This is a genomic window from Enterobacter sp. JS8-1 (genome assembly GCF_049187015.1).
Classification (GTDB): Bacteria; Pseudomonadota; Gammaproteobacteria; order Enterobacterales; family Enterobacteriaceae; genus Enterobacter; species Enterobacter mori.
Genome location: NZ_CP185805.1, coordinates 3,753,635 through 3,767,482 on the forward strand (window position 1 = coordinate 3,753,635; position 13,848 = coordinate 3,767,482).

Annotated in this window: 15 protein-coding genes; 6 read left to right on the forward strand and 9 right to left on the reverse strand. The window is 60.8% G+C overall.

Annotated features, from left to right (window positions below):
* Nucleotides 1-34: 34 nt before the first annotated feature.
* The 9 genes from hycI to hycA form a co-directional block, all read right to left on the reverse strand.
* Nucleotides 35-490 carry a hydrogenase maturation peptidase HycI gene (hycI, locus tag ACOQH0_RS17835; RefSeq protein ID WP_421510918.1) on the reverse strand — a complete coding sequence of 152 codons (456 nt, stop codon included), beginning with the start codon at nt 488-490 and terminating at the stop codon, nt 35-37.
* Nucleotides 483-893 (reverse strand): formate hydrogenlyase maturation HycH family protein, encoded by a 411-nt coding sequence (locus tag ACOQH0_RS17840; protein WP_032660335.1) that lies wholly within the window; start codon nt 891-893, stop codon nt 483-485. Before ACOQH0_RS17840 ends, hycI begins: the two co-directional genes overlap by 8 nt.
* Nucleotides 890-1,657: an NADH-quinone oxidoreductase subunit B family protein gene (locus tag ACOQH0_RS17845; RefSeq protein ID WP_063622348.1), complete on the reverse strand. Its 768-nt coding sequence runs from the start codon at nt 1,655-1,657 to the stop codon at nt 890-892. The genes ACOQH0_RS17840 and ACOQH0_RS17845 overlap by 4 nt, the downstream gene beginning before the upstream one ends.
* On the reverse strand, nt 1,657-2,199 hold the full coding sequence (locus tag ACOQH0_RS17850) for a formate hydrogenlyase complex iron-sulfur subunit (RefSeq protein ID WP_421510919.1): 543 nt from the start codon (nt 2,197-2,199) through the stop codon (nt 1,657-1,659). Before ACOQH0_RS17850 ends, ACOQH0_RS17845 begins: the two co-directional genes overlap by 1 nt.
* A gap of 9 nt (nt 2,200-2,208) precedes the next feature.
* Nucleotides 2,209-3,918: a formate hydrogenlyase subunit HycE gene (gene hycE / locus ACOQH0_RS17855; protein WP_089601248.1), complete on the reverse strand. Its 1,710-nt coding sequence runs from the start codon at nt 3,916-3,918 to the stop codon at nt 2,209-2,211.
* Between the two features lie 15 nt (nt 3,919-3,933).
* Nucleotides 3,934-4,857, reverse strand: coding sequence for a respiratory chain complex I subunit 1 family protein (locus ACOQH0_RS17860; protein ID WP_421510920.1), 924 nt, complete (start codon nt 4,855-4,857; stop codon nt 3,934-3,936).
* A gap of 1 nt (nt 4,858) precedes the next feature.
* Nucleotides 4,859-6,673 carry a formate hydrogenlyase subunit 3 gene (gene hycC / locus ACOQH0_RS17865; RefSeq protein ID WP_421510921.1) on the reverse strand — a complete coding sequence of 605 codons (1,815 nt, stop codon included), beginning with the start codon at nt 6,671-6,673 and terminating at the stop codon, nt 4,859-4,861.
* Nucleotides 6,670-7,278, reverse strand: coding sequence for a 4Fe-4S dicluster domain-containing protein (locus ACOQH0_RS17870; protein ID WP_089601242.1), 609 nt, complete (start codon nt 7,276-7,278; stop codon nt 6,670-6,672). Before ACOQH0_RS17870 ends, hycC begins: the two co-directional genes overlap by 4 nt.
* Before the next feature lie 72 nt (nt 7,279-7,350).
* A complete protein-coding gene (gene hycA, locus ACOQH0_RS17875; protein WP_010434482.1) occupies nt 7,351-7,815 on the reverse strand; it encodes a formate hydrogenlyase regulator HycA in 465 nt (154 codons plus the stop codon).
* A 211-nt stretch (nt 7,816-8,026) separates the two neighbouring features.
* Here hycA and hypA point away from each other — a divergent pair, with 211 nt between their 5' ends.
* The 6 genes from hypA to flhA all read left to right on the forward strand — a co-directional run bounded on the left by hypA (nt 8,027) and on the right by flhA (nt 13,774).
* Entirely contained in the window at nt 8,027-8,377 is a 351-nt protein-coding gene (hypA, locus tag ACOQH0_RS17880) for a hydrogenase maturation nickel metallochaperone HypA (protein WP_010434483.1), read from the forward strand.
* 3 nt (nt 8,378-8,380) lie between these two features.
* Nucleotides 8,381-9,244, forward strand: a complete 864-nt coding sequence (hypB, locus tag ACOQH0_RS17885; RefSeq protein WP_421510922.1) for a hydrogenase nickel incorporation protein HypB — start codon at nt 8,381-8,383, stop codon at nt 9,242-9,244.
* Nucleotides 9,235-9,507 (forward strand): HypC/HybG/HupF family hydrogenase formation chaperone, encoded by a 273-nt coding sequence (locus ACOQH0_RS17890; RefSeq protein ID WP_010434489.1) that lies wholly within the window; start codon nt 9,235-9,237, stop codon nt 9,505-9,507. The genes hypB and ACOQH0_RS17890 overlap by 10 nt, the downstream gene beginning before the upstream one ends.
* 3 nt (nt 9,508-9,510) lie before the next feature.
* Nucleotides 9,511-10,632, forward strand: a complete 1,122-nt coding sequence (hypD, locus tag ACOQH0_RS17895) for a hydrogenase formation protein HypD (protein ID WP_421510923.1) — start codon at nt 9,511-9,513, stop codon at nt 10,630-10,632.
* Nucleotides 10,629-11,639 (forward strand): hydrogenase expression/formation protein HypE, encoded by a 1,011-nt coding sequence (hypE, locus tag ACOQH0_RS17900; RefSeq protein WP_108416391.1) that lies wholly within the window; start codon nt 10,629-10,631, stop codon nt 11,637-11,639. Before hypD ends, hypE begins: the two co-directional genes overlap by 4 nt.
* Nucleotides 11,640-11,701: 62 nt before the next feature.
* Nucleotides 11,702-13,774, forward strand: coding sequence for a formate hydrogenlyase transcriptional activator FlhA (gene flhA / locus ACOQH0_RS17905; RefSeq protein ID WP_421510924.1), 2,073 nt, complete (start codon nt 11,702-11,704; stop codon nt 13,772-13,774).
* Nucleotides 13,775-13,848: the final 74 nt, after the last annotated feature.

Consider the following 13,848-nt stretch of genomic DNA (forward strand, 5'->3'; position numbering starts at 1 on the left):
GGCCGGGTAAGGCGAAGCCGCCACCCGGCACTGCTCAGAGCCGGGAGAAATCCCCGTCCCCAACCCACCCGGCAAGCCGTGAATAGACCACGTCCACCGCCTCTTTCACCGGCGGCGTCATCGGGTAATAAAACCCGACGATGTCCGGCTGAATGCCCAAAAACAGCACCTCGCCCACGTCGTCTTTAATCTGATCGACCAGGTAGTTCAGCGGCATATTGTGCGTCGTCATCATAAACATCTCGGCGATGTCGTCCGGGTCAATCAGACGGATCTCGCCGGGGTTAAGCCCCATATCGGTGGCATCGACAATCAGCAGTCTCTCCGGGTGCAGCTCGCGAATGGCGACCACGTCGTTTTCCGGCGCGCTGCCGCCGTCGATAACCACCCAGCCGCCCTGCGGGTTCGCGGCGCACATCTCTGCCAGCAGCGGACCCGCGCCGTCGTCGCCCATCATGCTGTTGCCCACGCACAGTAAAACGTCAGTCACGTAATCTCCTCACCATCAGGTAGATGGCGCTCTCCTGATGAATATCGTGCAGCATGCCGAGCAGCGTTTTGCTCCACGCCTGCTGCTCGGGGGTTTGCCTGCTCAGCGCCGCGTCAAAGGCGTTGGCGAGCATCGCTATGTGATTGGCGTCGATAACGATCTCGCCGTACTTCGGCACGCCCTCCATTTTGCGCCGCGCCGTGCTGCCCTCCTCCAGCGTGGCGATCCACGCCAGGTACTCGGGCCACGGGCAGCTTAACGCCGCCTCCAGGCAGTCGATCACCCCGAGGTGGTGCCCAATCGCCAGGCTGTAATAGACCACCTGCTGCGCCGCATCCGGGGTGGCATCGTTCTCATCAATAAACTTACGGCTCAGCTGGCTGAACACCACCGTTTCACTCATCGGATACGCGCCTCATCCACAATGCTGTTCAGGTTCGCCACGATCTCATTGAGACGCGGATCGTTTTCCGCCTCCAGCCAGCGCGCCACCTGATGGTCGCCCTGGCTCAGAAGGCGCAGATAATCATCGGCAATCTGACGCCCGTAACGGTAGCCAGCCAGCCTGCGCGCCGTGCGGTCCACTTTCACCCGCAGCGGCTGCACCATGTCCGGGTGCAGGATGGCCGCAGGTTGGTTGTCCAGCTCGCCCGGCTCGCGGGCGTGGATTTTTTGCTCCAGCAGGCCGAGCGCCATGGCAAAGCCGTACAGCGTCGCGGCGGGCGTTGGCGGGCAGCCGGGAATGTAGACGTCCACCGGCACGATTTTGTCGGTGCCGCCCCAGACGCAGTAAAGGTCGTGGAAGATGCCGCCGCTGTTGCCGCAGGCCCCGTACGAGATGCAGATTTTCGGGTCCGGCGCAGACTGCCAGGCGCGCAGCGCGGGGGAGCGCATGGCGCGGGTGACGGCCCCGGTAAACAGCAGGATGTCCGCATGTCGCGGGGACGGCACCACTTTGATGCCGAAGCGCTCGGCGTCAAACAGCGGTGACAGGGTGGCGAAGATCTCAATCTCGCAGCCGTTGCAGCCGCCGCAGTCCACGCGGTAGACGTAGGCCGAGCGTTTGATTTTTTTCAGCAGCGACGCCTTCATGCTGGCGATGGATTCGTCCACCGTCATCGGCACCGGAATGCCGTTTGCGTCGCGCGGGCCGAGTAAATTGTCCATCAGCTGGCCTCTCTCATATGGCGGGTGATATCAATGCGGTCGGACGGCAGCAGGCACTTCTGACGCTTGCACTCCGGGCAGGTTTCAAAGCTTTCACGGTGATGCTCCGCGCGGGCATCGCCGTTGTGCTGCAACAGCGCGATGGCGTAGTCGATCTCTTTCTGCACGGCGAACGGGCGTCTACAGACGCGGCAGTTGCACAGCGCAAAGCGCGACTGCTGCAGGAAGTCTTCTTTCTTCCACACCGCCAGCTCGAACTCCTGAGACAGGCGAATGGCCACCGTCGGGCAGACCTCCTCGCAGCGGCCGCAGAAGATGCAGCGCCCGAGGTTAAACTGCCAGGCCAACTCGCCGGTTTTGAGATCCGTTTCCACCGTCAGGGCATTCGACGGGCAGGCGTTGACGCAGGCCGCGCAGCCGATGCACTGCTGCGGATTGTGCTCCGGCTTGCCGCGAAAGTTTTTATCCACCGGCATCGGCTCCAGCGGATAGCTGCTGGTCTGCGTGCCGGTTTTGATCACTTTTTTGATAAAGGTAAACATGGCGAGTCCTTATTTCAGCGGCGAGTTTTTACGCTCAATGCTGTAGCGCTCAAGCTCTTTGTACGGCACCACCTGGCTTTTCTTCTTGCGCACGTCCACGACGGTCATGCGGTCGGTGCAGGAGTAGCACGGGTCGAGGCTGCCGATGATCAGCGGCGCATCGGAGACCGTATTGCCGCGCAGCATGTAGCGCAGGGTTGGCCAGTTGGCGTAGGTGGCCGCGCGGCAGCGCCAGCGGTAGAGCTTCTGGTTGTCGCCGGTCATGCTCCAGTGAATGTCGTCCCCGCGCGGCGCTTCGGCAAAGCCGAGGGCAAAGCGGTTCGGGATGTAGGTAAAGCCCTCCACCATCAGCGGGCCGCCCGGTAGGTTATCGAGGCCGAAGTCGATCATATTCAGCGCGGTGAACACCTCGTTGATGCGCACCTTCAGGCGGGAGATGACGTCGCAGCCCTGCTCGCTGTGCACGGTCATCGGCAGCAGGCCGTAGCCGACAAACGGGTGATCGGCGCGGGTATCGCGGGCGTGGCCGCTGGCACGCACCATCGGGCCGACGTTGCTGAAGTCGCGGGCGATTTCCGGGTCAAGGCGGCCGATGCCGACGGTGCGCTGCTCGATGTTTGGCGTGCTGAGCAGCATGTCCACCAGCTCCTGCACGTCGCGGCGCATCTGCTGCGCCAGCAGGCGGGTCTGGATCATGTCGTCCTTCAGCAGGTCGCGGCGGATCCCGCCAATCAGGTTCAGACCGTAGGTTTTACGCGCCCCGGTGAGGATCTCCGCCATCTTCATCGACGCCTCGCGCACGCGGAAGAACTGCATAAACCCGGAGTCAAAACCGACGAAGTGGCAGGCCAGGCCAAGGTTCAGCAGGTGCGAGTGCAGGCGCTCAACCTCCAGCAGAATGGCGCGGATCATCTGCGCGCGTTCGGGCACCACGATCCCCATGCCGTTTTCCACCGAGGTGGTGTAGGCGGTGCTGTGGGCGAAGCCGCAGATGCCGCACACGCGGTCAGAGAGGAACGTCACTTCGTTGTAGCCCATTCGGGTTTCCGCCAGCTTTTCCATGCCGCGATGGACGTAGAACAGGCGGTAGTCGGCGTCGATGATATTCTCACCGTCGACGAACAGGCGGAAGTGGCCCGGTTCGTCGGAGGTGACGTGCAGCGGGCCAATCGGCACCACGTTGTTTTTCTTGCTGCCCAGCTCGTTGATGAACTCGTAGGTTTCGCTGTCGGTGGTCGGCGCCGGGCGCTGGCGGTAGTCCATGCTGTCTTTGCGCAGCGGGTAGAGTTCATCCGGCCAGTCGTCCGGCAGCACCAGGCGGCGCTCGTCCGGCAGGCCGACCGGCACCAGGCCGTACATGTCGCGCACCTCGCGTTCGCCCCAGACGGCGGCAGGCACGCGCGGCGTGACGGACGGATATTCCGGCTTATTTGGGTCAACTTCGACGCGCACGGTGAGCCAGCACTTTTCGCCCTGCTCCATCGACATCACGTAGTACACCGCATAGTTGCCGCACAGCTGGCGCTCGTCGTTACCGAACAGCACCGACAGCCAGCCGCCCTGCTGGTAATAGAGGAACTCCACCACTTCCGGCAGGTAGTTCACCTTAATGGTGACGGTTATCTGGTCTTTGGTTTGCCAGGACTCCTCCAGCACCACGCCGGGGAAAGCCTGATGCAACGCGGCGAGATACTGCTGACCTTTCTTTTCTTCAGACATAAAAACTCTCTTTAATCACGCCACCAGCAAGGAGACGAACGCTAAAAATGCAAAACCAAAACCGGCCCAGGTGATGCGTGACGTTTCCACAAAGCGCAGACGCGCCATGCTGTTTTCAAACAGGGCAATTACCAGCACGCCGACCAGCAGCTTAAGGGCGGCAACCAACACGGCCAGCACCAGACCGCCTGAGGAGAAGTGCGGCATCTGCCCCCACGGGAAGAAGACGCCGACAAACATCTGCAGTACCACCAGCTGTTTGAGGCTGATGCCCCACTTCAGCACCGCAAAGCCGTAGCCGCTGTACTCGGTAAGCGGCCCTTCCTGCAGCTCCTGCTCGGCTTCCGCCAGATCGAACGGCAGTTTGCCCATCTCGATAAAGGTGGCGAACGCGCAGGCGCAGAGCGCCAGCACCAGCGGGATCGAGCGCGCCACAGGCCAGTGATAAACGGTATCGGTGATAAAACTGATATGGGTTGAACCCGCGACCTGCGCGGCGACCCACAGCCCCAGCAGCAGGATCGGCTCAACCAGCACGCCCAGCATCGCCTCGCGGCTGGCACCGATGCCGGTAAATGGGCTCCCGGTGTCCAGGCCCGCAATCGCAAAGAAGAAGCGGGCGATGGCGAAGAGGTAGATAAGCGTAATCAGATCGCCAAGCACGGGCAGCGGCGACGCCACCGTGACCACCGGCAGCGCGGTGGCGATGGTCAGCATCACGCCCACCATCACGAACGGCGTCAGGCGGAAGACCCAGCCTGCGGCATCCGGAGCCACGCTCTGACGAGAAAGCAGTTTGAAGAGATCGCGATACTCCTGGAGCACCCCGGGCCCGCGACGGTTATGCATTCGGGCGCGTGCCACGCGCGTGATGCCCGACAGCAGCGGCGCAGCGGCGAACAGGACCAGCGCCTGAAGAATGGCCAGTAACAAACTCATGTCAGGCTCCTCGTGAAATCACAATGATCACCAGCACCGCCAGTTCGATCAGCGCCAGACGACGGAACAACACGGGCGCGGCGGCACTCTGCCAGCCCGGCACCCAACCCTTCGGATTCAGCCAGTGGCGCAGCTTCAGCACGACGGCGAAGTTCTCCTTCACCGGCATGGCGAAACCGTGGGCGGTGATAACCATCGACTGTTCGTGTTCGTAGCCGCAGGCCCACGCCGCCCCGCGAGAGCGGGAGGCAAGGCGGTCGCGCCTGAAGAACAGCATCAGCACGAACGGCAGCAGCGGTGCGGCAATCAGCAACAGCGCCATCATCGGCTGGGATACGACGGTATGCGCCGTCGCGAGCGGCAGTGGAATAGCGTTACCCAGCAGCGGCAGCAGCCACGGGGCGGCGACCCCGCCCGCGATGCAGCACAGCGCCAGCGCGACCACGCTCACGCCCATCAGCATCGGTGCGCAGCAGGCGTTTTCCGCTTCGCGGGTGCGCGGCGCGCCGAGGAAGGTCACGCCGTAGACTTTCGCCATACACGTCACCGCCAGCGCCCCGGTAATCGCCAGCCCGACCGCCAGCAGCGGGCCGAGCAGGCGTGCAATAAAGACATCGCTCTGGCCGAGCGCGAAGAAGGACTGATAGATCACCCACTCCCCGGCAAAGCCGTTCAGCGGCGGCAGCGCGGCCATTGCCATCAGCCCGACCAGCATCGCCAGTGAAATCACCGGCATCTTTTTGCCAATCCCGCCCAGCTTTTCAATATCCCGATGGCCGGTGCGGAACCAGACGCTTCCCGCGCCGAGGAACAGGGTGCTTTTAAACAGGCTGTGGTTGACGAGGTGATAAAGACCGCCGATAAACCCGGCCGCGATCAGCGCAGGATGATTGAGCGCCAGCCCGGTCACGCCCGCGCCCATTCCGAGCAGGATGATGCCGATGTTTTCCAGCGTGTGGTACGCCAGCAGGCGCTGGATGTTGTGCTCCATCAGCGCGTACAGCCCGCCGACGAACGCGGTGATCATACCGGCAATCAGCAGCACGACGCCCCACCACAGCGGCGGTTGGCCGCCAGCCAGCGTGATGCTCAGAATACCAAACAGTCCTACCTTCATGACGACGGTGGAAAACAATGCAGCGGCAGGTGCAGAGGCATTTGCATGCGCCTGCGGCACCCAGCCGTGCAGCGGGATGATTCCGGCGAGCAGGCCAAAGCCCACAGTGCCGAGCAGCCAGACGTCATTCCCCAGCGGATGCCCGTTGAGCGCAGCGAAGTCCAGCTTGCCGAAGCGTTGCCACACCCGCCAGCAGGCCAGCGCCAGCAGCAGCGTGCCGAGGCGTCCCAGCGCAAACCACAGCTTGCCGGAGGCGCTGCAGCCCGTCAGGAACACGCCGCACAGCGCCATGATCTCCGCCATCACCACCAGCGCGCCGAGGTTGCTGGCGATAACGGTACAGACCGCCGTTGCCATCAGCAGGTTAACCAGCAGGCCGTTGGCTTTGGCGTGCGCATGGCGGTGCCAGTCGATATTGAACAGGCTGATAAACAGTCCGCACAGGCCAAAGGTCACCAGCCAGATGGCATTCAGCGGAGTAATAGCCACGGTATGACGAATCAGCGGCATGAGTGTTTCAACAGATTGCCCGCCGATCAGAACGACACCGCCCGCAGCGAGCGTCATCACGCTACCGACCGCCCCGCCGATACCGGCGATCCCGCCGCTCAGGGTTTTATGGAAAGAGAACACCAGCGCCAGCACGGCGGCGGCAGTGAAGCACGCCACGGCGCTGTTAATCATGAATATCGCGTTCATTTCGCCCCCTCGTTAAGCGCCTGCAAAAGCGAAAGATCGCCAAAATCGCTGTTGATGGTCAGCTCGCGCTTGCGCTTGCTGGTGCGGGCGATGTCGCGAATGTTGACCAGAATCAATGCTCTGGTCGGGCAGGTGCGCACGCAGGCCGGGCCCTGTTCGTCAAAGCTGCACAGATCGCATTTCACCGCGACGGCGCGGATGCCGGGCACCCAGTCCAATAGCGTGCTCACCTTCGCCGGTGCGGGTGGCGCGGGCGGCGCTTTCGGGGTATTTGCGTTTGCCGGAATATGCAGCGGGCGGCTGCCGGAAAATTCAATGGCACCGAACGGGCAGGCAATGCCGCACAGTTTGCAGCTTACGCACAGGCTTTCGTTGAGCTGGACAGCGCCATCAACGCGGGTGATGGCATTCACTGGGCATACACCCGCGCACGGGGCATCTTCACAGTGGTGGCAGAGCTGCGGAGCAGACTCTTTTTCATTACGCATGACGCGCAGACGCGGCATGGACTGCAGCCCGTGCAGGCGGTGGGTTTCCGAACACGCCGCCTCACAGGTTCGACAGCCAATACAGACCGTCGAGTCAGCAATTACAAAACGGTTCACCGGGCAATCCTCAGGTGATGGTCATTTTTGACGAAGAAAAACTGTCTTATCGACACTTTCGACACTTGGTTATCAGGCAACGTTTGCGGAGGCATTTCCCGCCGTCAGCTGCTTCAGATCGACCGGCAGGTCGTGCTCAACCGCGGTATAAAGCCCGTTATAAACCGGCGCGATTTTCTCCAGATAGTGCTCGAGCACCTGCTGGCGATCGCGGTTGCTGACGTAGCCATCGACCATGCCGTCAGCCATCAACTGCGCTTGCGCAATACATTGTTTTTCACCCTCTTTGTTCTCAACAAAGTACTCAATGGTGTGGCTGTTAAAGCTGTCCGCCAGGGTGACAAAGACCGTGAAGTGGCCAAAAAGGACAAAGCGCATATCGCCCTGCGCCGCGCAGCTCATCGCATGGTGCAAACGGGCTTTTGACAGGGTGATCCCCTGAACCAGAGAGTTGCAGTAGAGGTGCCACTGATCCTGGAGCTGCTGATGGCGCTGCGCGATGTAATCCGCTTTTTCGCTGATTTCCCAAATAGTCATAAAAGGTATCCGGTTAATGGAGATAGCGGCTGTTAAGCAGATTCCATGCCAATTTTTAACCTTATGATATATATGACCTTTAACTCTTATCGCACTGTCAACCGCGCGGTGTCGACGTGTCATTTCGACAGTGTTGACACCGTCACGCCCTAACAAAAATCAAGCTGGCACCGTTATTGCATTCAATGGCGCAATTCATTGAGGAGGCGTCATGCACGAAATCACCCTCTGCCAGCGGGCCCTGGAGCTTATCGAACAGCAGGCAGTGCAAAACCACGCGAAGCGCGTCACCGGCGTCTGGCTGAAGATCGGGGCGTTTTCCTGCGTCGAGACCAGCGCCCTGACCTTCTGTTTTGAACTGGTGTGTCGCGGCACGCTGGCAGAAGGCTGCGAGCTTCATATTGAAGAGCAGCAGGCGGAGTGCTGGTGCGAGCAGTGTCAGCAGTACGTGACCCTGCTGTCATCAAAGGTTCAGCGCTGCCCGCAGTGCCAGAATACCGGGCTGCGGATCGTGGCGGATGACGGTATGCAGATCCAACGCCTCGAAATTGAGAAGGAGTAATGTATGTGTAGCACCTGCGGTTGCGCCGAAGGCAACCTGTATATCGAAGGGGATGAACACCGTCCTCATTCCGCGTTTCGCTCCGCGCCCTTTTCACCGGCCCCGCGTCCTGCGGCGACGCTGACGGGTATCACCTTTGCGCCGCAGCAATCCCCTGCGGGGGATCTGCACTACGGCCACGGCGAAGCGGGTACCCACGCGCCGGGTATGAGCCAGCGCCAGATGCTGGACGTGGAGATCAACGTACTGGACAAAAATAACCGGCTCGCCGCCCGCAACCGCGCCCGCTTTGCCGCCCGTCAACAGCTGGTGCTGAACCTGGTGTCCAGCCCCGGCTCCGGCAAAACCACGCTGCTGACCGAAACCCTCAAACGCCTGAACGAACGCGTTTCCTGCGCCGTCATTGAAGGCGACCAGCAAACCGTTAACGACGCGGCGCGCATTCGCGAAACCGGCACGCCGGCGATTCAGGTCAACACCGGCAAAGGCTGCCATCTGGATGCGCAGATGATTGCAGACGCCACGCCGCGTCTGCCGCTGGCGGATAACGGCATCCTGTTCATTGAAAACGTCGGCAACCTGGTCTGTCCGGCGAGCTTTGACCTTGGCGAACGGCATAAAGTCGCGGTGCTCTCCGTCACCGAAGGGGAAGACAAACCGCTGAAGTACCCACATATGTTTGCCGCCGCCTCCATCATGCTGCTGAACAAAGTTGATCTGCTGCCGTACCTGAATTTCGACGTGGATAAATGCCTGTCCTGCGCCCGGGAAGTGAACCCGGACATTACGATCCTGCTGGTCTCCGCCACGCGCGGCGACGGGATGGATGCATGGCTGAACTGGCTGGAGAGCGAACGATGTGCATAGGCGTCCCCGGACAAATTCACACCATCGACGGTAACCAGGCCAAAGTTGAAGTCTGCGGTATCCTGCGCGATGTCGATCTCACGCTGGTGGGCAGCAGCGATGAAACGGGCGCATCGCGTCTCGGCCAGTGGGTGCTGGTCCACGTTGGGTTTGCCATGAGCGTGATTAACGAAGCGGAAGCCCGCGACACGCTCGACGCCCTGCAAAACATGTTCGACGTGGAGCCTGACGTGGGCGCGCTTCTGTACGGCGAGGAGCGATAGCACATGCGTTACGTTGATGAATACCGCGCACCGGAACAGGTGATGCAGCTTATCAGGCACCTGAAAACGCGCGCGGCGCTGCTGGACTACACCAAAGAAAGACCGCTGCGGATCATGGAGGTGTGCGGCGGACACACGCACGCCATCTTCAAATTTGGCCTCGACCAGCTGCTGCCGGAAAACATCGAGTTTATCCACGGCCCCGGCTGCCCGGTCTGCGTTTTACCGATGGGGCGTATCGACAGCTGCATCGACATTGCCAGCCAGCCCGACGTCATTTTCTGCACCTTTGGCGACGCGATGCGCGTGCCGGGGAAAAATGGCTCGCTGCTGCAGGCGAAAGCGCGCGGGGCCGACATCCGGATCGTCTATTCGCCGATGGATGCCCTGACGCTGGCAGCGGATAACCCCGCACGCAAGGTCGTGTTTTTTGGCCTGGGGTTTGAAACCACCATGCCCGCCACCGCCATCACGCTGCAGCAGGCTAAAGCGCGCAGCGTCGAGAACTTTTTCTTTTTCTGCCAGCACATCACGCTCATACCCACGCTGCGCAGCCTGCTGGAGGAGCCGGAAAACGGCATTGACGCCTTTCTGGCACCGGGCCACGTCAGCATGGTGATTGGCACAGACGCCTATGGTTTTATCGCTGAACAGTACAATCGTCCGTTAGTGGTGGCTGGTTTCGAACCGCTTGATCTACTGCAAGGCGTAACCATGCTGGTTGAGCAGAAAATAGCGGCCCTGAGCGCGGTGGAAAATCAGTATCGCCGCGTGGTGCCCGATGCGGGTAATGAACGAGCGCAGCAGGCGATAGCCGACGTGTTTAGCGTTGAGGGCGACAGCGAATGGCGCGGTCTGGGGGTGATTGCCGAATCCGGCGTGCGCCTGACGCCCGCGTATCAATCCTTCGACGCAGAGGCGCATTTTCGCCCGCAGCCGCAGCAGGTGTGTGACGATCCGCGCGCGCGCTGCGGTGAGGTACTCACCGGCAAATGCAAACCTCATCATTGCCCGTTATATGGCAACACCTGTAACCCGCAAACCGCGTTTGGCGCGCTGATGGTCTCCTCCGAGGGAGCCTGCGCCGCGTGGTATCAGTTCCGCAATCAGGAGTGTGAAGCATGAACACGGTTGAAATGGCGCACGGCAGCGGTGGTCAGGCGATGCAGCAGCTCATTAATCAGCTGTTTATGGAAGCATTCAACAACCCCTGGCTGGCCGAGCAGGAAGACCAGGCGCGCATTGACCTGTCAACGCTTACCGCCCACGGTGACAGACTGGCGTTTTCGACCGACAGCTACGTCATCGACCCGCTGTTCTTTCCCGGCGGTGATATCGGCAAGCTCGCCATTTGCGGTACGGCCAATGATATCGCCGTCAGCGGCGCGGTTCCGCGCTACCTCTCCTGCGGGTTTATTCTCGAAGAGGGTTTACCGATGGCAACGCTTAACGCGGTGGTCAGCAGCATGGCGCAGACCGCACGCGAAGCGGGCATTGCTATCGTCACCGGTGATACCAAAGTGGTCCAGCGCGGCGCGGCGGATAAACTTTTCATCAATACTGCAGGAATGGGGGCAATACCGGCCGACATTCACTGGGGCGCGCAGCAGCTTGGTGCAGGCGACGTGCTGATCGTGACCGGAACGCTGGGCTGCCACGGGGCAACCATTCTTAACCTGCGCGAAGGCTTAGGTCTGGACGGCGAACTGCGCAGCGACTGCGCGGTACTCACACCGCTGATTCAAACCCTGCGTACCCTTCCGGGCGTAAAAGCCCTGCGGGACGCCACCCGAGGCGGCGTGAATGCCGTCGTACACGAGTTTGCGGCAAGCTGCGGATGCGGCATTGAGCTGACCGAGCGCGATCTGCCCGTCAAGCCTGCCGTGCGCGGACTGTGCGAACTGCTGGGACTTGATCCGCTTAACTTTGCTAACGAAGGTAAACTGGTGATCGGCGTGGAACGTACCGCTGCAGAAGCGGTGCTGGAACAGCTTCGCGCCCATCCCTCAGGAAAAAACGCCGCTATCATTGGCGAAGTGGTTGAGCGCAAAGGGGTGCGCCTGGCCGGGCTGTATGGCGTTAAACGCACGCTGGATCTGCCGCACGCGGAACCCTTACCCCGAATTTGCTAGAACCGCGCCATAAGCGGTCAGCACTGAATCTCTTTTTTTGCCAGTTTCTATTGGAAAGCAATATGCCGTATACACCGATGAGCGATCTTGGACAGCAAGGCCTGTTTGACATCACGCGCACACTTTTACAGCAGCCCGATCTCGGCGCGCTGAGCGATGCCCTGACCCGGCTGGTCAGGCAATCTGCGCTGGCGGACAGCGCCGCGATTGTGCTGTGGCATAGCGGAACGCATCGCGCGAGCTACTACTCAACGCGTGATAACGGCAAAGTGTTTGAGTATGAGGACGAAACGTACCTCGCGCATGGCCCGGTGCGCCGTATACTCTCCCGGCCTGAAGTGCTGCACTGCAATTTTGCGGAGTTCAGGATGGCGTGGCCAAGGCTGGCGGAGAGCAATCTCTATCAGCCTTTCGGGCATTACTGCATGTTGCCGCTGGCGGCAGAGGGCCAGATTTTTGGCGGCTGCGAGTTTATCCGCACGACCGACCAGCCCTGGAGCGAGGCGGAATACGAGCGCCTGCACACCTTTACCCAGATAGTGGCCGTGGTGGCTGAGCAGATCCAGAGCCGCGTCACCAACAACGTAGATTACGACCTGCTGAGCCGCGAGCGCGACAACTTCCGCATTCTGGTCGCCATCACTAACGCCGTGCTGTCGCGCCTCGACATGGATGAGCTGGTCAGCGAAGTCTCGAAAGAGATCCACCACTATTTCAAAATCGATGCCATCAGCATTGCGCTTCGCGGCCATCGCAAGGGCAAGCTGAACATCTACTCCACCCACTATCTTGATGAGGCCAATCCGGCACACGAGCAGAGCGAGGTCGATGAGGCCGGTACGCTCTCCGAGCGGGTGTTTAAAAGCAAAGAGATCCTGCTGCTCAACCTGAACGAACAGGATCCGGTGGCCCCTTACGAGCGAATGCTGTTCAACACCTGGGGCAACAAAATTCAGACCCTGTGCCTGCTGCCGCTGATGTCCGGCAACACCATGCTGGGCGTGCTGAAGCTGGCGCAGTGTGAGGAAGGCGTATTCACCACCGCCAACCTGAAGCTGCTGCGCCAGATTGCCGAGCGTATCTCCATCGCGCTGGATAACGCCCTCGCCTACCAGGAGATCCACCGCCTGAAAGAGCGGCTGGTGGACGAAAACCTCGCCCTGACCGAACAGCTCAACAATGTGGACAGCGAGTTTGGCGAAATCATCGGGCGCAGCGACGCCATGTACAGCGTGCTCAAGCAGGTTGAGATGGTGGCGCAGAGCGACAGCACAGTGCTGATCCTCGGCGAAACCGGTACGGGTAAAGAGCTGATTGCCCGCGCTATCCATAACCTGAGCAACCGCAACAGCCGCCGGATGGTGAAGATGAACTGCGCCGCGATGCCTGCGGGACTGCTGGAAAGCGATCTGTTCGGCCACGAACGCGGGGCCTTTACCGGGGCCAGCAGCCAGCGGCTCGGCCGTTTTGAGCTGGCGGACAAAAGCTCGCTGTTCCTCGATGAAGTGGGCGATATGCCGCTGGAGCTGCAGCCGAAGCTGTTGCGCGTCCTGCAGGAGCAAGAGTTTGAGCGGCTTGGCAGCAACAAGCTGATTCAAACCGACGTGCGGCTAATTGCCGCCACCAACCGTGACCTGAAAAAAATGGTCGCCGACCGCGAATTTCGAAGCGATCTCTATTACCGCCTGAACGTCTTCCCGATCTGCCTGCCGCCGCTGCGTGAACGCCCGGAAGATATCCCGCTGCTGGTCAAAGCGTTTACCGCAAAGATTGCGCGGCGGATGGGGAGAAATATCGACAGCATCCCAGCCGAGACGTTACGCACCCTCTCGTCAATGGAGTGGCCGGGTAACGTGCGCGAACTGGAAAACGTTATCGAGCGCGCGGTGCTGCTGACGCGCGGGAACGTGCTGCAGCTTTCTCTACCCGAAATCTCCTTGCCGGACGAAACCCTCGTTGCGGCAGAAGTGGCGCAGAACGGCGAAGATGAGTATCAGCTGATTATGCGCGTGCTGAAAGAGACCAACGGCGTGGTGGCCGGGCCTAAAGGTGCCGCCCAGCGCCTGGGGTTAAAACGCACTACCCTGCTGTCGCGCATGAAGCGGCTTGGGATTGATAAAGAGAGCCTGGTTTAAGTCCGCATTCCGGCGGTGTTTTCTGATACCGCCTTTCGTTACCCTGCGCAATTGTCCCTCATTGACACCAAATC